We start from the raw sequence: 16,517 nt of genomic DNA, 5'->3' as shown, positions 1-16,517 counted from the left end.
CCGGGGTTTACCCGGTACGGCTCAATCCCTGCGCTGGTGCAAGGTGCTGGAAGGCAATTCCCCAAACAGGTGTTTGTAGTCTTGTGAGAACTGGCTCAAGTGCCAAAAGCCCCAGTGCGAGGCGATGTCCTGGATGGTCACGCCCGGCGCGGCTTGGCGCAGGGCACGGCGCACGCTGTTCAGGCGCAACGAGCGCAGGTATTTGATGGGCGTGGTGCCCAGCACATCCTGAAAACAGTAGTTGAGCTTGCGCCGGCTCGTGCCCACGCGGCTGCACACCTCCAAGATGGACAGGGGCTCGTCAGCATGGCCCAACATCAGTTCGCAGGCACGGTCCACCAGTTTCTTGCGGCGCTCCAAGGTCGGCAGCTCCGAGGTGTCCACCTGGGCAGGCAGGGCTTCGAGCCATTCCATCAGGATCTCGTCGCGCAGTTGGCGCAGCGCTTGCTCGTCGTGCTGACGGTGTGCCAAGGCGCTGGCCTGGTCCAACACCGTCAGCTGCAGGTCGCGCAGGTTCTGCGCTTTGATGGCGGTGGTGGGCAGCACCAGTTGTTTTTCCAGCCAATGCGCCAAAGGTTTTTGGTACATGCGCTCCCACAGCGGGTTGAGCAGACTGCGTTCGACCACCACCGCGATCAGGGTGAAGTGCGGCGGCGTGGTCAGGTCCACCTCGTCGCCCTTGCCGCACATGATGGCGTGCTCAGGCACCCGCTGGCCGTTGAAAAACAGATCGGGGGAGTCCTGCAGCGCCATGGCAAAGCCGTACACGCTCTCATGAAGCCGTCCGCGCTGGCGCAAGGCGATGCTGGTGTCCTCGCGCAGCAGGGTCACCTCGGGCAGCTGAACCTGGTGGATGCGCCCCTTGAACTGGCCGGGAGAGAGTTGTTCGTATTGCAGCGCCCAGCCCTGCTGTGCCAGGGCGTGCTGGTCCATGTCCTGGGTGTCCAGCACCTGGACCCAAGGGGCGTTGTGGTCGGGGGTGTTCATCAATCGGTCAAAACGGTCGGTCAGGGCATGCCTGAGAGTGTGCCTGCTTCCGCTGAGCGGGCTTTTCGTGAAAACCCGAGGTGTGTGGTGCCCAAACTTGATAGTGCTTGCAGCGCCTTGTGCATAGCATGGTTGTCAGTTTGAAAGAGACCCGATGACCCTGCGCCTGGCCGTTTTGCTGACCAATGACGACACTTCGCCGTTTGCCGCGCATTTCCCGAACGACGGGCAAAAGGTGGTCCAGCTGCTGCAGCCTCTGCGTCCGGACTGGTCGTTCGAAGTGTTGCCGGTCAAGGACGGCGTGCTGCCCTCAGGCCCCGAGGCTTTCGATGGCTACGTCATCACCGGCAGCCCGGCCTCGGTCAACGACGACAGCCTGCCTTGGGTGGGGCAACTGCTGGATTTCATCCGGGCCGTCGATGCGGCCCGCCAGCCGCTGATCGGCCTGTGCTTTGGCCACCAGGCGGTGGCCCGGGCGCTGGGCGGGCAGGTGACGCGCCACGCGGCGGGCTGGGGCCTGGGCACGGCGGTTACGCACTGGCAGGCCGAACGCCCCTGGATGCAGCCCGCGCAAACCACCACCACCTTGATGGCGGCCCACAACGAACAGGTCACCCGCATGCCCGAGGGGGCCGAGTGCTTGGGTGGCAGCGATTTTTGCCCCATTGGCTCGATGCAGATCGGGCAGCACATCTGGACCACCCAGTACCACCCCGAAATGCCGCTGGTGTTCATGCAGGCGCTGCTGGGCTACCTGGCCGACAAGCTCGACACGAACACCATGGCCCGCGCCCACGCCAACATCCATCAGGCCGTCGATGTGCCGCTTTTTGGTCAATGGATGGCGCAATTCATTGAACACGCAAGGAAAACCCGCCCATGACCGTCTGGCACCCCACCGACGATGGCCACGCCGATTTGGCGAACCACGACAGCTATGTGAACGGCACGCCGCACAACACCTTCCAGCGTCTGCGCAACGAGGACCCGATGGCCTGGTGCGATTGGTCCGAAGGCAAGGGCTTTTGGTCGGTCACGCGGCATGCCGACATCTTGGAGCTCAACCGCAACCACCAGCGCTTGAGTTCGGCCCAAGGCATCCGCATGGAAGACCAGACGCACGAGGAGTACATGGCGCGGCGCACCTTTCAGGAAACCGACCCACCCGAGCACACCCGCACCCGCATGCTGGTGGCCAAGGCCTTTTCCAAGCCCATGATGGCGCTGTACGAAGAGCAGATCCGCGAGCTCTGTGTGGGCATCCTCGACCAAGCGCTGGGGCAAGGCGAGTTTGACGCCACGCACCAGATTGCCCGCCAGCTGCCGATGCGCATGCTAGGGCGCATCGCGGGCCTGCCCGAGGAGGACCTGGACTGGCTGGTGGACAAGGGCGACGCGCTCATGGCCAACACCGACAGCGACTTCACCAGCCATGTGGTCGACAAAATGGACACCGAGGCCTACCGCTTCATGCCCTTTCGCTCCCCTGCCGGGGCTGACTTGTTCGACTACGCGGCCCAGATGATGGAGCGCAAACGCGCAGCGGGTGACACCAGCGGCGTGCTGCACCTGATCACCCAGCCCGACGCCCAGGGCAATGTGATCAGTGACACCGAGTTCCGCAATTTCTTTTGCCTGCTGGTGGCGGCGGGCAACGACACCACCCGCTATTCGATTGCGGCGGCTTTGCATGCGCTGGCCAACCAGCCGGGTCTGATGCAGCAACTCAAGGCGGTGCAGGGCGAGGCCGCCTGGGAGGGCGTGGCCGACGAGTTCATCCGCTGGGCATCGCCTGCCACGCATTTCCGCCGCACCGCAACCGAGGACTTTGAATACCACGGCAAAAAGGTCAAGGCGGGCGACAAGGTGCTGCTCTGGTTCATCTCGGGCAACCGCGACGAACGGGCTTTTGACCGGCCGTTCACGGTTGATCTGAACCGGGGTGTGAACCGCCACCTGTCGTTTGGGCAAGGCGGGGCGCATGCCTGTCTGGGCATGTGGCTGGCGCGGCTGGAGCTGCGGGTCCTGCTGCAAGAACTCATCAAGCGGGTGGATCGCATCGAGCAAACGGGCGAACACGCCTTTTTGCGCTCGAATTTTGTTTGTGGCATCAAACGCCTGCCTGTGCGCATGCACCTCATCTGAAGCTCGTGTTGAAAGGAATCACCATGTCGACTGTTCAAGAACGCCTGCGGGTGCTGTTTTGTGACCACCTGGCCATTGCGCGAGGTAAATACGTCACGCTCCAACCCGGGCAGGGCGGCGGTGCCCGTTTTTGTCGTGGCACCTTTGGCGTGACGTATGAGAAAGAGCTGATCCCCGCGCCCGGCGCCATGGTCATGGAAGGCTTGCCCGACATGGAGGCGGCCTACAGCGCCGAAGACATCCGCCCCGGCTGGCAGCCGTTCACGAAGGTGGCCATTGGCGACCTCAAAGCCAACGACGGCACACCGCTGCCCATGTGCGGGCGCAGTGCGCTCAAGCGCGCCGTGGCCGACTGGCAAGCCATGGGTTACGACCCGATGGTGGGCATTGAGCTGGAAGCCTTTGCTTTCCAGATCGAGCCGGACGGCTCGCTCAAACCCTACGACACGCCTGCGGCCCATGTGTATGCCACCGGCCCCTTTGCCGACCCCAGGGGCTTCACCGATGCGCTGTGGGAAAAGGCCACGTCCGCTGGGTTTCGCATCGACAGCATGAACACCGAATACGACGCGCCGCAGTTCGAGTTCACGCTGAAATACGACCGCGCCGTCAAGGCGGTAGACGACATCTTTTTGTTCCGCCTCTTGGCGCGCGAGGTGGCTTTCCAGCACGGCATCGTGCTGACCTTCATGCCCAAACCCATCCTCACCGTGGGGGGCAGCGGGGTGCACATCAACTTCAGCCTGCGCGATGCTCAAGGCCACAACGCCATCTCGGGTGGGCACGACGCCAGCCAGTTCAACGTCTTGACGCTGGGCTGCACCGCTGGGCTGATGCACCACCACCAGGCTTTGGCGGGACTGCTGGCGCCCAGCGCTAATTCGTACCAGCGCCTGCAACCGGCCAGCCTGTCGGGCTTTTGGCAGAACTGGGCGGTAGACCACCGGGGCGTCACGGTGCGTTTGTCGGCTGAAAGTGGCCCCGGTGCACGCATCGAGCACCGCATGGGCGACGCTGCCGCCAACCCTTACACCCACACCGCCGCCGTGCTGCAGGCCGCCCGTTTGGGCGTGGCCAACGCTTACAAGCTGCAGCCCGCCGAAACCGGCGATTGCCTGGAAAACAAGGATGCCACCCACAGCGTGCCGGGCACCTTGGGTGGAGCCCTGGACGCGCTCGAAGCCGACACGGCTCTCACGCAAGCGCTGGGCGAAGGCCTGGTGGCCAACCATGTGGGCATCAAGCGCCACGAGATCGAACGCACCGCAGGCCTCGAAGGCGATGCGCTGCGCGACCACTACATCCGATTCATCTGACCTGAAAGAACCCACCCCATGCCCCAAGTGCACTGGATCATGAGCAATGGCGACCGCGTGAGCGACGACGTGAACGACGGCACCAACCTCATGGATGCCGCCCAGATGAACGGCATCCCCGGCGTGGCGGGCGAATGTGGTGGTTGCCTGTCGTGCGCCACCTGCCATGTCTATGTCGATGAAGCCTGGCTGGCCGCTTGCCCGCCCATGGACGAGGTGGAAAACGCCATGCTGGACATCGTCATCGCGCCCCGCCAAAGCGGCAGCCGCCTGAGCTGCCAGCTGGTCGCCTCTGCTGCACTGGATGGCATCGTGCTGCATGTACCCGACTGAAGGCGGCCCATGAAACAAGAACAGATCGACGCGCTGCGCCATTTGCCTATCCCTGATCAGGGGCTGCTGATCGACGGGCAATGGTCGGCTGCGGCGTCCGGCCAGACGCTCCCCGTGGCCTCGCCCATCGACGGACAACAGCTTTGCACCATCGCGGCTGCTGGGCAGGCCGATGTGGACCGCGCTGTGCAGGCCGCCCGCCGCAGCTTTGAGCAAGGCGTGTGGTCGCGCATGGCACCTGCCGAGCGCAAGAAAATTTTGCACCGCATCGCCGACCGCATCGAGGCGCACCACGCCGAGCTGGCGGTGCTCGGTGTACGCGACAACGGCACCGAGATCGCCATGGCCTGGAAGGCCGAGCCGGGTAGCGCGGCAGGCACCTTCCGCTATTACGCCGAGTGCGTTGACAAGGTCAACGGCGAGATCGCACCCACGCCTGAAGGCACGTTGGGCTTGATCCACAAGGAGCCCGTGGGTGTGGTGGCGGCCATCGTGCCCTGGAACTTTCCACTGATGATTGGCGCCTGGAAGATCGCCCCGGCGCTGGCGGCGGGCAATTCGGTGGTGCTCAAACCCTCTGAAGACGCCTCTCTGTCTTTGCTGCGTTTGGCGCAGCTGTGCCTGGATGCGGGCTTGCCTGCCGGTGTCCTGAATGTGGTCACGGGCACAGGCGCAGAGGCGGGCGAGGCGCTGGCGCGGCACATGGATGTGGACATCTTGACTTTCACCGGCTCTGGCCCGGTGGGGCGTTTGTTGCTCAAGGCTTCGGCCGAGTCCAACCTCAAGCGGGTGTACTTGGAGCTGGGTGGCAAGTCGCCCAATGTGGTGTTTGAGGATGCGCCCGATTTGGCGCAGGCGGCCAAAGTCTCGGCCATGGGCATCTTCCGCAACAGCGGTCAGGTGTGCGTGGCGGGGTCGCGCCTCTTGGTGCAGCGCTCGGTGCACGACGAATTTGTGGAGCGCTTGCACAAGATCGCCGCCAGCTTGCGCGTGGGTGACCCGCTGGATGTGACGGTGGACATTGGCGCGGTCAGCAGCGCACGCCAGCTGGCCCGCAACCAGAGCATGCTGACCCGTGCTTTAGAGCAAGGGGCTCGACTTCGCACAGGCGGGCAGGTCATCGCTCCTGTGCCTGGTGGTCATTACATGAGTCCCGCCGTGCTTGATGCGGTGCAGCCCGAGATGGACATTGCGCGGCATGAGGTCTTTGGCCCGGTGCTGGCCGTGATGCCATTTGACGATGAGCAGCACGCAGTGCGCCTGGCCAACGGCACCGAATACGGCCTGGCCGCAGGGGTGTGGACGGGCAGCCTCAGCCGCGCCCACCGCATGGTGCGTGCCATCAAGGCCGGGGTGGTGCACGTCAACACCTATGGCGGTCCCGACATCACCGTGCCGCTGGGCGGGGTGCGCCAGTCGGGCAATGGACACGACAAGTCGATGCACGCGCTCGACAAATACCTGGACCTCAAAACAGCCTGGATCCAACTCTGAAAATACCAAGGGAAAAAAATGAACCACGAACAGCTCAAGGCCGACAACGCGCAATTCCTCTGGCACCCCATGGCCCATCCGGGGGCGATGAAAAAATCCACCCCCGACATCATCGCCAAAGGCGAAGGCTGCTGGATTTGGGACGTGGACGGCCACAAGATGCTGGACGGCGTGGGGGGCCTGTGGGCCTGCAATCTGGGCCACAGCAACAAGCCGGTGCGCGACGCCATCGTGGCGCAGATGGACGAGCTGCCGTTTTACAACGTGTTCCGTGGCACCACCCATGTGCGGGCCATTGAGTTGTCCAAACGCCTGGTGCAGATGATGCAGCCCGAAGACGTGGCCACGGTGATGTTCAGCAATGGTGGCTCTGACGCGGTGGAGGGCGCGTTGAAGGTGGCCCGCCAGTACTGGAAGCTCAAGGGCCAAGCCGACCGCTTCAAATTCATCAGCCTGCGTCAGGGCTACCACGGCGTGCACTTTGGCGGCATGAGCGTGAACGGCAACACCAACTTCCGCCGCGCCTACGAGCCCTTGCTGCCTGGGTGCTTCCACATCGACACCCCCTGGGCTTACCACAACCCCTACACCGATGACCCGATTCGACTGGGTGAAATCTGCGCCGAGTTGCTGGAGCGCGAGATCGTGTTCCAGGGGCCGGACACGGTGGCGGCTTTCATCGCCGAGCCGGTGCAGGGCGCGGGCGGGGTGATCGTTCCGCCGCCCAACTACTGGCCGCTGGTGCGCCAGATTTGCGACAAGTACGGCGTGCTCTTGATCGCCGACGAGGTGGTGACGGGTTTTGGCCGCAGCGGTGAGCTGTTTGGCACGCGCCTGTGGGGCGTGAATGCCGATATGTGGTGCCTGGCCAAGGGCATTTCTTCGGGCTACATCCCGCTCGGGGCCACGGCCATCAACCGCCGCATTGCCGATGTGTTTGACGCCGATACCACGGGCACGGCCTCGGTCTCGCACGGCTACACCTACAGCGCGCACCCGATCGCCGCCGCGGCGGCGCTGGCCACGCTCGACCAGATTGAGGCGCTGGACATTCCCGGCAACGCCGCCCGCGTGGGCGCACACCTGCAGACCCGCTTGCGCAAGCTGGTGGACACCTGCAGCTTTGTGGGCGATGTGCGCGGCGTGGGCCTGATGCTGGGTATCGAGATGGTGAGCGACAAGGCCCAACGCACGCCCATGACGCGCACCAGCGACATCCCGGCGCGGGTGGCCAAGGCCGCGTACAAGGCAGGTTTGATGGTGCGCATCTCTGGTCCCAACTTGATCTTGTCGCCGCCGTTGGTCATCACCCGCGAGGAGGTGGACTTCATGTGCGACGTGCTCGAAGGCGCCTTTGCGGCGGTGCAGGAGGGCCGCGCATGAAGAGCCCGGTCATTCTGATCGTCGGCACCGTCGACACCAAGAGCGACGAGATCGGCTTCATGCGCGAGCAGGTGTTGGCCGCAGGCGGGCATGCGCTGATCATGGACGTGGGGGTGCTGGCCAAAGGCAAGGTTCTGCCGGATGTGGCCAACACCGACGTGGCTGCGGCGGCGGGTGTGACGCTGCAGCAGGTCATGGACAGCGGCGACGAAAACAGCGCCATGGCCCTGATGGCGCAAGGCGCGAGCCTGTTGGCCGCCGAGATGCACCATGAAGGGCAGATCGATGGCCTGCTGGTGTTGGGCGGCACCATGGGCACGGACTTGGCGCTGGATGTTGCCATCAGCTTGCCACTGGGCGTGCCCAAGGTGGTGTTGTCCACCGTGGCGTTTTCGCCGCTCTTGCCACCCGAGCGGATGCCACCCGATTTGATGATGGTGCTGTGGGCAGGCGGCTTGTATGGCCTCAACAGCCTGTGTCAGTCGGCCTTGGCCCAGGCTGCAGGTGCGGTGGTGGGGGCCTGCCGCGTGGCGCGTGCGCCGCGTTTTGAGCGGCCGGTGGTTGGCATGACCTCTTTGGGATCGAGTTGCCTGAAATACATGGTGCAGCTGCAGCCCGAACTGGACAAGCGCGGTTTTGACTTGGCGGTGTTCCACACCACGGGCATGGGGGGCAGGGCGTTTGAATCCTTGGCTGCACAAGGCCAGTTTGCCTGCGTGATGGATTTGAGCCTGCAGGAGATGGTCAACCAAATGGGCGGCTCGGTGGTGAGCGCGGGGCCGGATCGACTGCTCGGCGCGGGCCTGAAAGGCGTGCCGATGATCGTCGCCCCCGGGGCCACCGACCTGGTGGATTACCCCGCTTGGGGCCAGATGCCCGAGCGTTTTGCTGGGCGGCCCTCGCACGACCACAACCGATTGATTGCCTCGGTGGGCATCGACGCCGACATGCGCCGCAAATTTGTGCGTGAACTGGCCAACAGATTGCGTCAGGCCCGTGGCCCGGTGCACCTGGTGTTGCCTTTGCAAGGTATCGAAGAGTGGGACCGGCCCGGTGCGCCACTGCACGATGCCGACGGCTTGGCGGCCTTGATGGACGAATGTGGCCAATGCGACTGGGGGGCGGCCGAGGTCTCGCGCATCGATGCACACATCAACGACGCGGCCTTTGTGCAGCAGGTGCTGGCGGTTTTTGACGACTGGCTGGACCGTGGGCTGGTGAAGAAGGACGCGCCATGAGCGAACCAGCAACCAAGGCCCTGGTGCTCGATTTTGGTGGGGTCATCAGCCGCACGCTGTTTGAAACGCACGATTTAAGCGAAGCCGCGTTGGGGTTGCCCCCCGGCACGCTGACCTGGCGCGGCCCCTTTGAGCCTGAGACCGATGCGCTGTGGCAGGCCATGCAGGCCGACCACATCACCGAGCGGGAGTACTGGATGGCCCGCACCCAAAGCGTGGGCCGACTGGTGGGGGAGGAGTGGACGGACATGCAGACCTTTGTGCAGAGGGCTCGGGGCGCGGATGTGGCGGCTGTCATTCGCCCTGAAGCGATTGACGCCGTGCACCGGGCCAAGGCGGCAGGCTGCAAACTGGCGGTGCTGTCCAACGAGCTCGACCTGTTTTACGGTGCGAGCTTTCGCGAGCGGCTGCCGTTGCTGGAACTGTTCGACGTGATCATCGACGCGACCTACACCGGCATCCTCAAGCCGGATCGGCGTGCTTACGAGATGTGTTCTGAAGCCCTGGGTGTCTCGGCCGGGGACTGCGTGTTTGTGGACGACCAAAGCCGCAATGTGCTGGGGGCCATCAAACTGGGTTGGAAGACCGTGCAATTTGATGTCACCGATCCGGCCACTTCTTACGCCAGAGCGCTTGAGTTGCTCGGTGTTTGAGCCTTTGCTTTCATTGCGTCGAGGGTAATCACCGAGGTTTTCAGTCATCCATGCTGTGGACAGTGGCCGTGTTCCTGGGTTGTAATTACGCGTAATTACCGAAAATTATCCAGCACTCACCATGGCAGGACACGTCAATTCTTTGCACGATCAGGTTGCACAACAGTTGCGGGACCAGATTTTTGCGGGGGCTTTGTCACCGGGCGCGTTTGTGGACGAATCTCGCTTGTGCGAACAGCTGGCCATCTCACGTACCCCTTTGCGGGAAGCCTTGAAAGTTTTGACGGCCGAAGGCCTGATCCGGCATGAACCGCGCCGGGGCTGCTTCGTCAATGAAGTCACCGAAAAAGATCTGGACGAAATTTTCCCTGTGATCGCCTTGCTTGAAGGCCGTTGTGCCTTTGAAGCGGCCTTGCATGCTGGAGACGCCGATTTGCAAGCGCTGGAAGTGCTGCATGAACAGTTGCAGCAAAGCGCAAAGCAAGGGCTGATCCCAGCGTATTACGCCGCCAACTACGCCATCCACGAGGCGATCATCGCGGTTGCAGGCAACAAGTGGCTGGCCCAGGTGATCGGTGATTTGCGCAAGATCCTCAAGCTGGCCCGTTTGCAGCAACTGAATGCACCTGGACGATTGACGCAATCGCTGGAAGAACACATGGCCATTTTTGCCGCTCTCAAGGCCGGCGATGCCCAAGGGGCAGAGGCGGCCATGCGCACGCACCTGACCCGTCAGCGCGAAGCTTTGCGCCAATTGGCCAAGCAGCAACACAGCCGTGTGGCCAAGCCTGCGGCAGAACACGACACGCAAAAGGTCATGACATGAACACTTCCGATTGGATTGGTCGCACAGTGGCAGGTTGGCTGCCCGCAGGGCACCGCGCACGCGTCAAGGTCCCCGAAGCCAAAGCCGACGCTGCAGCCCCGAAACCTTTGGCTGACAAGTCCACGGCCTTGCGCTCCTCACGCGAGCGACTCGATGCCACCTTGCGTCACAAAGAGGAGGCCTTGTCGCCCCGGGTTTTGCGGCGAACCCTGACCGAGTTGCAAGCGATTGTGGACCCGAGTGTCAGCGAGGTGGAAGGCGGCAAGCGGGCCCGTGGTGTGGCCCAGTGGTACGCCTTGGCCACGCCAGCGCAGCGCCAGGATTGCTGGCTGCTGATGAGTGAGCAATTTGCCCCCGACGCCAGCAAAGTGAAAGCCGCCCGCGAACAATACGAAGCGGCGGTGGGCACCCCCGACGAAGGGGTGGCCGAAATCCGCCTGCGCAAAGCGCTGGTTTCACCGCGCACGCGCTTGTTGCAACGCTTTGCGGTCTTCCCAGAAGGCATGCGTTTTTTGGTGGATCTGCGTCAGGAGTTGCTGCCGGTTCTCAAATCGAACAAGCGTGTTCTGGCTTTGGAGGCCGAACTGGAGAACCTGTTCACCACTTGGTTCGATGTGGCATTTCTGGAGTTGCGCCGCATCAGCTGGGATTCGCCAGCCAGTCTGGTTGAAAAACTGATCAAGTACGAGGCGGTGCACGACATCAAAAGCTGGGGGGACGTCAAAAACCGGCTGGATTCGGACCGCCGTTGCTATGGCTTTTTCCACCCCCGTCTGCCCGATGAGCCGCTGATCTTTGTGGAGGTGGCCTTCATGAACGACATCGCCACCAGCATCAGCCCTTTGTTGGACGAGTCTGCTGAAGCCGTGGACCTGAGCAAGGCCACCACCGCGATTTTTTACTCCATCAGCAACACCCAGCCGGGCCTCAAAGGGGTGAGTTTCGGGGATTCACTCATCAAGCGGGTGGTCGAGACGCTGCGCACAGATTTTCCCAAGCTCAAAACCTTTGCCACCTTGTCGCCCATCCCGGGTTTCAGGGCTTGGTTGAACAAGAATGCCACGCGCATGCTGGAGGAAACTCCGGAAAAACTGCGGGCCCAATTGGGACGTGCCGTGGGTTTTGAGCCTGCTGGGGCCGAGCATGTGTTGTCGGCTTTGGAGCCGATGCCGACCTTGCCAGACAAATCCCCCTTGCGCTTGTGGTTGCAAGCTTGTGCCGCACACTATCTGGGCAAGGAGCTGGTCGAAGCGCGTCCGGCAGATCCTGTGGCGCGTTTTCACTTGGGCAACGGTGCTCGGGTCGAGCAAATCAATTGGGCGGCAGACCCGTCGGGCAAAGGCATCAAGCAGTCCTTTGGCCTGATGGTCAACTACCTGTACGACTTGCGCAAAATCGACCGCCATCGCCTGGGCTTGTCCAAAGGACAAGTGCCGGTGTCGGATGAGGTCACACGGCTGTATTTTTGAGGTCCGGAAGTTTCGATTTATCCATTCAACAAGAGGAGACAAACATGAACACATTCAATTTTTCGATGGATCGCCGAGGCGTCCTCAAATTCGCCGCTTCTGCCGTGGCGGCCGGGGCAGGCGCTGTGCAAGCGCAAAGCTGGCCCGGCAAGCCGGTGACCTTGATCGTGCCTTTCCCCGCAGGCGGGGGCACCGATGCGTTCGCGCGTCCCATGTCGGCACAGTTTTCCAAATTGACGGGCAAGCAACTGATCATCGACAACCGTGGCGGTGCGGGCGGCACCCTGGGCGCTGGCGTGGCTGCCAAATCGGCGCCCGATGGCTACAACTACTTCATGGGCGCTGTGCACCACACGATCGCGCCCTTCATGTACCCCAAGCTGGACTATGACCTGGAGCGTGATTTGGTGCCCCTGATCCTGGTGGCCAACGTGCCACAGGTTTTGGTGGTCAATCCCAAAAAATTCAGCAGTGCCGACTTCAAAGCTTTCTTGGACGAGGTCAAGAAAAACCCTGGCCGCTTCAACTACGGCTCGGCCGGTGGTGGCACTTCGCACCACCTAGCGGGTGAGTTGTTCAAACTGCAAACCAAGACTTTCATCACGCACATCCCTTACCGCGGCGCAGGCCCTGCCTTGCAAGATTTGATCGCGGGCAATGTGGACATGATGTTTGACGGCTTGGGTTCCTCGGCACAGCACATCAAGGGTGGTCGCATCAAAGCGCTGATGGTCTCCGGCTCCAAACGCAACCCAGCGTTTCCAGATGTGCCTTGTTCCAGCGAGTTGGGCTTGCCCGATTACACCGTGTCCACCTGGTATGGCGTTTGGGCGCCCAAAGGCACGCCGGCCGATGCGCAAACGCGCATGGTCGAGGAAGTGCGCCGTGCTTGTCAGGCCGATGAGGCCAAGGCCGTTTGGGCCGGGCAGGGGGCCGATTTCCCCAACCTCACCGGCGCCCAGTTCGATGGTTTCATTAAAAAAGAATTGGCCAAATGGTCTCAGGTGGTCAAGGCCTCGGGTGCCAAGCTGGATTGAACTGAAGCCACACTTTTATCCGTTGATTAGCCAAGTATTCCCATGAGCTCACACAACTTGTTTTCGGCCCTGCGTGCCGCTTTCCCTTCTGATTTGGACGCCACCGCGGTGCAGACCGATGAGGGCCTGCATTACAGCTGGCGCGACCTCGACCGCGCCACGGCCATGATGGCCAATTTGCTCCAATCGCTCGACTTGCCCGAAGGCAGTCGAGTGGCGGTGCAGGTAGAAAAATCGGTCGAAGCCATGATGCTTTATCTGGCCACTTTGCGGGCGGGTTATGTGTTCTTGCCACTCAACACGGCCTATCAAAGCGCCGAGATCGCGTATTTCATTGGCAATGCCGAACCTGCCGTGGTGGTCTGCAGCGGTGCCAATTTTGGTTGGGTCAGCAAGATCGCCTTCAAAGCGGGCACGCAGCATGTGTTCACCCTGAACGACGACCGCACAGGCAGTTGGCTCGACCGCGCCGCGCACCACAGCGATCAGCACCAAGCCGCCCCGCGCCAAGCCGATGATTTGGCGGCCATTTTGTACACCAGCGGCACCACGGGCCGCAGCAAAGGGGCGATGCTCACGCACGGCAACATGCTGAGCAATGCCTTGACGCTCCAAGACTACTGGGGCTGGAAGCGAGGTGATGTGCTCATTCACGCTTTGCCCATCTTCCATGTGCATGGCTTGTTTGTGGCCATCCATGGCGCGCTCATCAACGGCAGCAAGATGATTTGGATGGCCAAGTTCGACCCCAAGCGGGCGATTGGCTACATGGCCGAGGCCACGGTGTTCATGGGCGTGCCCACTTTGTATGTGCGCATGTTGGCCGAGCCCACTTTGAACAAAGCCGCCGTGAAAAACATGCGTTTGTTCATCGCCGGGTCTGCCCCCTTGCTGATCGAGACCTTCGCCGAGTGGCAAGCGCGCACAGGCCACACCATCTTGGAGCGCTACGGCATGAGCGAGACCGCCATGCTGACGTCCAACCCCTACAGCGCTGACAAGCGTTACGCCAAGCAGTCTGAGCGCCGTGGCGGCACGGTGGGTTTCCCCTTGCCTGGTGTGTCACTGCGCGTGCGCGGTGACGATGGGCAGGATTTGCCTGTGGGCGAGATCGGTGGCATCCAAGTCAAAGGCCCCAATGTGTTCAAAGGCTACTGGCGCATGCCCGAAAAAACCGCCGAAGAATTCACCGCCGATGGCTTCTTCAAAACCGGCGACGTGGGCAAGGTCGATGAGCGCGGTTATGTGACCATCGTGGGACGCAGCAAGGACCTGATCATCAGCGGGGGCTATAACGTTTACCCGGCTGAGATCGAGGGTTACATCAACGAGATGAAGGGGGTGGCCGAAAGCGCCGTGGTGGGCGTGCCGCACCCAGATTTTGGCGAGGTCGGCGTGGCGGTGGTGATTGCCAAGCCTGGCGCTGCTTTACGACCTGAGGCCATCATTGCGGAGTTGAAAGCGAAATTGGCGAATTTCAAAATCCCCAAAAAGTGCTTTGTGGTGGCCGAACTGCCTCGCAACACCATGGGTAAAGTTCAGAAGAATGTTTTGCGGACCGAGTTCCAAAATGCCATGAATTCCTGAGGATGCGGATGGAGTGGACTGAGGCCGCCTAGGCGCATCACAGATGCGCAAGGTGGCCTTTTTCATTGACGCTGAGGGATGTAGCGGTTGCGCTCGTTGATTTTCTGAATATAGGCAGCCGCTTCTGCGGGGCTTTTTCGTCCGTGCAATACGTTCACGTTGGTCAACCACAATTCTTCTTCCATAGACGGCCAAACGCGGTTGAGTTTCTCTGAATTGAGACGGACCGTCTCTGCGCATTCCTTGCCCCAGCTGAGCATTTCCTCACCGATCAGATCCGAGGTCTCAATCTCGTAGTTGGACAAAGAAAAGAAACCACTGAGCGCTTGCGGCATGATGGTGGCGAAATCCCTTGAACCCAGCCATTTGAGGAAAAGCATCGCAGCCTCTTTGTTGGGGCTTGCGGCGTTCAACCCGATGCCAAAGTCTGGATGCCGCGACACTTGGCATTGATCCTCCAAATTTTGGGGGGGAAATTTAAAAACCCCGAAATCCACCAAATTTTTTCGATGGGTGATTTTGGTATACCTCATCCATGGAATATCCCATGAGCCTGTTGGAAACAGAACAGCGTTTTCGCTGGCAAACATCAGCTGCGCATCGCTGTTGGAAAAAGTCGCAAAGTCAAGGGGCAAATAGGGCCTCAAGTCTGCAAGGAATTGCCAAGCTTTGACAAACCCTGGGTCGGTGAATTTGGCTTGGCCATTCATCAAGGCCTGACGCCCTTTTTCGCCAGCCCAAAAACTTGGTCCCGCACCAGTGAAAACCACTTGTGTTGCCTCCCACATGTCTGCAGTGCCCAAGGCCAAGGGGATTTCTTGTCTTTGTGCTTTGATTTTGGCCAGGAGTTGAAAAAATTCCTTTTGCGTTTTGGGTGGGACAAGGCCCATCTCTTTGAAAATTCGCTTGTTGTAAAACACGCCATGAATGGCCTCTGCAACTGGGACGCAAAAAGTGTCTTTCCCATCGTCAGTCGTCCAGGGTTTTTTGGCGTTTTCATCAAAATTCAACAGCAATGCTGGAGGCAATGCTGCCAATTGAGCGCGTTGGTAGAGCTTGTTGGCGTTGTCAAACGGCCGGCAGAAGATCAAGTCACCGGCATTTTGATTGGCCAGCCGAGCATCGAGTTTGGCGTCGTATTCGATGGGGTTTTCTGGCGTGAATCGAACTTTGATGCCAGGATGTTTTTTTTCAAAAGCCGGTATCAACGTCTGTTCCCAGAACATTTTGTCGTCTTTTCGCCAACTTTCCAGTTTCAGTTCCAGAGCCATGGAAGGCATGGCGTGAAACAGGGCTCCTGCCAAGGTCGCTGCGATCAAAGCTCTGGGTTCATTGAGGGAGCCTTTGATGGTGGAAAAAATATTCATGTTTGCCTCCTGCCGCAATGCGCATCGTCATTTTTTTGAGCAGGTGCATTCTATCAAAATTACCTATTTATAATGCTTTATTTTCATTTTTTGGACATCTTGAAAGTATTTTTCAAAACATGAATAAATCAGGGTTGATTCAACCCTGATTTATTTCAACCATCGTCACTGACCCTCAGCGCAACACCAACACTGGGATGTGCGAGTGCGTGAGCACTTGTTGGGTCTCGCTGCCCAGCAACAAGCGTTTGATGCCCTTGCGGCCGTGCGAGGCCATCACGATCAGGTCGGTTTTTTGTTTTTTGGCGGTGGCAATGATCGCGTCGGACACCACATCCGATTTCACCGTCACGGCTTTGCTGGCCACGCCTTTGGCTTTGGCGGCCTTTTGCACAGTTTCCAAGGCAGCCTTGGCCGCTTCGGTCCATTGGCCTTCGATGCGGTTGACCTCGGCCGCTGACAAAGGGATGCTGCCTTCAAAGTAAGCCTGAGGGTAGCGGGGCACGACTTTCAGCACGACCAAGTCGGCGCCGCAGGTGGCCGCAAGTTGGATTGCGCTGCTCACGGCTTTTTTGGACAAGGTCGAACCATCGGTGGCGACCAAAATGTTTTTGTACATGGCGTACTCCTGAGCGTTGTTGAAAACTTCAGCTTAAAACGCTGTGCTTGCTGCGTTCTTGAT

The 16,517-nt window shown here is 60.7% G+C and carries 15 protein-coding genes; 12 read left to right on the top strand and 3 right to left on the bottom strand.

Annotated elements, in window-relative coordinates; genetic code table 11:
- Positions 1–21: 21 nt before the first annotated feature.
- Entirely contained in the window at positions 22–987 is a 966-nt protein-coding gene (locus QLQ16_RS07555) for a helix-turn-helix domain-containing protein (RefSeq protein WP_283224079.1), read from the bottom strand.
- Positions 988–1,141: 154 nt separating this feature from the next.
- On the opposite strand from QLQ16_RS07555, the gene QLQ16_RS07550 reads away from it, so the two are divergent.
- The 12 genes from QLQ16_RS07550 to QLQ16_RS07495 all read left to right on the top strand — a co-directional run bounded on the left by QLQ16_RS07550 (position 1,142) and on the right by QLQ16_RS07495 (position 14,468).
- Entirely contained in the window at positions 1,142–1,870 is a 729-nt protein-coding gene (locus QLQ16_RS07550; protein ID WP_283224078.1) for a type 1 glutamine amidotransferase, read from the top strand.
- A complete protein-coding gene (locus tag QLQ16_RS07545) occupies positions 1,867–3,132 on the top strand; it encodes a cytochrome P450 (protein ID WP_283224077.1) in 1,266 nt (421 codons plus the stop codon). Before QLQ16_RS07550 ends, QLQ16_RS07545 begins: the two co-directional genes overlap by 4 nt.
- Before the next feature lie 23 nt (positions 3,133–3,155).
- On the top strand, positions 3,156–4,448 hold the full coding sequence (locus tag QLQ16_RS07540) for a type I glutamate--ammonia ligase (protein WP_283224076.1): 1,293 nt from the start codon (positions 3,156–3,158) through the stop codon (positions 4,446–4,448).
- A gap of 18 nt (positions 4,449–4,466) precedes the next feature.
- Entirely contained in the window at positions 4,467–4,781 is a 315-nt protein-coding gene (locus QLQ16_RS07535; RefSeq protein WP_108311158.1) for a 2Fe-2S iron-sulfur cluster-binding protein, read from the top strand.
- A 9-nt stretch (positions 4,782–4,790) separates the two neighbouring features.
- A complete protein-coding gene (locus QLQ16_RS07530) occupies positions 4,791–6,275 on the top strand; it encodes an aldehyde dehydrogenase (RefSeq protein WP_283224075.1) in 1,485 nt (494 codons plus the stop codon).
- An 18-nt stretch (positions 6,276–6,293) separates the two neighbouring features.
- Positions 6,294–7,658, top strand: a complete 1,365-nt coding sequence (locus QLQ16_RS07525; RefSeq protein ID WP_283224074.1) for an aminotransferase class III-fold pyridoxal phosphate-dependent enzyme — start codon at positions 6,294–6,296, stop codon at positions 7,656–7,658.
- Positions 7,655–8,896 carry a Tm-1-like ATP-binding domain-containing protein gene (locus QLQ16_RS07520; RefSeq protein ID WP_283224073.1) on the top strand — a complete coding sequence of 414 codons (1,242 nt, stop codon included), beginning with the start codon at positions 7,655–7,657 and terminating at the stop codon, positions 8,894–8,896. The genes QLQ16_RS07525 and QLQ16_RS07520 overlap by 4 nt, the downstream gene beginning before the upstream one ends.
- On the top strand, positions 8,893–9,549 hold the full coding sequence (locus tag QLQ16_RS07515; RefSeq protein WP_283224072.1) for an HAD-IA family hydrolase: 657 nt from the start codon (positions 8,893–8,895) through the stop codon (positions 9,547–9,549). The genes QLQ16_RS07520 and QLQ16_RS07515 overlap by 4 nt, the downstream gene beginning before the upstream one ends.
- Before the next feature lie 121 nt (positions 9,550–9,670).
- On the top strand, positions 9,671–10,375 hold the full coding sequence (locus tag QLQ16_RS07510; protein WP_283224071.1) for a GntR family transcriptional regulator: 705 nt from the start codon (positions 9,671–9,673) through the stop codon (positions 10,373–10,375).
- Positions 10,372–11,844 carry a malonyl-CoA decarboxylase gene (locus QLQ16_RS07505; protein WP_283224070.1) on the top strand — a complete coding sequence of 491 codons (1,473 nt, stop codon included), beginning with the start codon at positions 10,372–10,374 and terminating at the stop codon, positions 11,842–11,844. The genes QLQ16_RS07510 and QLQ16_RS07505 overlap by 4 nt, the downstream gene beginning before the upstream one ends.
- Before the next feature lie 44 nt (positions 11,845–11,888).
- Positions 11,889–12,881 carry a Bug family tripartite tricarboxylate transporter substrate binding protein gene (locus QLQ16_RS07500; protein ID WP_283224069.1) on the top strand — a complete coding sequence of 331 codons (993 nt, stop codon included), beginning with the start codon at positions 11,889–11,891 and terminating at the stop codon, positions 12,879–12,881.
- A 42-nt stretch (positions 12,882–12,923) separates the two neighbouring features.
- Entirely contained in the window at positions 12,924–14,468 is a 1,545-nt protein-coding gene (locus QLQ16_RS07495; RefSeq protein WP_283224068.1) for a malonate--CoA ligase, read from the top strand.
- Between the two features lie 62 nt (positions 14,469–14,530).
- Here QLQ16_RS07495 and QLQ16_RS07490 read toward each other — a convergent pair whose 3' ends face one another.
- Both QLQ16_RS07490 and QLQ16_RS07485 read right to left on the bottom strand, forming a co-directional pair.
- Complete coding sequence (locus QLQ16_RS07490) at positions 14,531–15,835, bottom strand: ABC transporter substrate-binding protein (protein ID WP_283224067.1); 1,305 nt, start codon at positions 15,833–15,835, stop codon at positions 14,531–14,533.
- A 175-nt stretch (positions 15,836–16,010) separates the two neighbouring features.
- Positions 16,011–16,454, bottom strand: a complete 444-nt coding sequence (locus QLQ16_RS07485) for a universal stress protein (protein ID WP_283224066.1) — start codon at positions 16,452–16,454, stop codon at positions 16,011–16,013.
- Positions 16,455–16,517: the final 63 nt, after the last annotated feature.

This window comes from Limnohabitans lacus, from assembly GCF_030053395.1.
GTDB lineage: Bacteria > Pseudomonadota > Gammaproteobacteria > Burkholderiales > Burkholderiaceae_C > Limnohabitans_A > Limnohabitans_A lacus.
Note: the sequence above shows the minus strand (reverse complement) of the source record. Positions and strands in the feature narration are given on the sequence as shown.

Excerpts from the sequence above, each read along its gene's own strand:
- QLQ16_RS07525 (WP_283224074.1), top strand. The coding sequence starts at position 6,294 with ATGAACCACGAACAGCTCAAGGCCGACAACGCGCAATTCCTCTGGCAC.
- QLQ16_RS07510 (WP_283224071.1), top strand. The coding sequence starts at position 9,671 with ATGGCAGGACACGTCAATTCTTTGCACGATCAGGTTGCACAACAGTTG.
- QLQ16_RS07540 (WP_283224076.1), top strand. The coding sequence starts at position 3,156 with ATGTCGACTGTTCAAGAACGCCTGCGGGTGCTGTTTTGTGACCACCTG.
- QLQ16_RS07530 (WP_283224075.1), top strand. The coding sequence starts at position 4,791 with ATGAAACAAGAACAGATCGACGCGCTGCGCCATTTGCCTATCCCTGAT.
- QLQ16_RS07520 (WP_283224073.1), top strand. The coding sequence starts at position 7,655 with ATGAAGAGCCCGGTCATTCTGATCGTCGGCACCGTCGACACCAAGAGC.
- QLQ16_RS07500 (WP_283224069.1), top strand. The coding sequence starts at position 11,889 with ATGAACACATTCAATTTTTCGATGGATCGCCGAGGCGTCCTCAAATTC.
- QLQ16_RS07485 (WP_283224066.1), bottom strand. The coding sequence starts at position 16,454 with ATGTACAAAAACATTTTGGTCGCCACCGATGGTTCGACCTTGTCCAAA.
- QLQ16_RS07550 (WP_283224078.1), top strand. The coding sequence starts at position 1,142 with ATGACCCTGCGCCTGGCCGTTTTGCTGACCAATGACGACACTTCGCCG.
- QLQ16_RS07545 (WP_283224077.1), top strand. The coding sequence starts at position 1,867 with ATGACCGTCTGGCACCCCACCGACGATGGCCACGCCGATTTGGCGAAC.
- QLQ16_RS07515 (WP_283224072.1), top strand. The coding sequence starts at position 8,893 with ATGAGCGAACCAGCAACCAAGGCCCTGGTGCTCGATTTTGGTGGGGTC.
- QLQ16_RS07535 (WP_108311158.1), top strand. The coding sequence starts at position 4,467 with ATGCCCCAAGTGCACTGGATCATGAGCAATGGCGACCGCGTGAGCGAC.
- QLQ16_RS07495 (WP_283224068.1), top strand. The coding sequence starts at position 12,924 with ATGAGCTCACACAACTTGTTTTCGGCCCTGCGTGCCGCTTTCCCTTCT.
- QLQ16_RS07505 (WP_283224070.1), top strand. The coding sequence starts at position 10,372 with ATGAACACTTCCGATTGGATTGGTCGCACAGTGGCAGGTTGGCTGCCC.
- QLQ16_RS07555 (WP_283224079.1), bottom strand. The coding sequence starts at position 987 with ATGAACACCCCCGACCACAACGCCCCTTGGGTCCAGGTGCTGGACACC.
- QLQ16_RS07490 (WP_283224067.1), bottom strand. The coding sequence starts at position 15,835 with ATGAATATTTTTTCCACCATCAAAGGCTCCCTCAATGAACCCAGAGCT.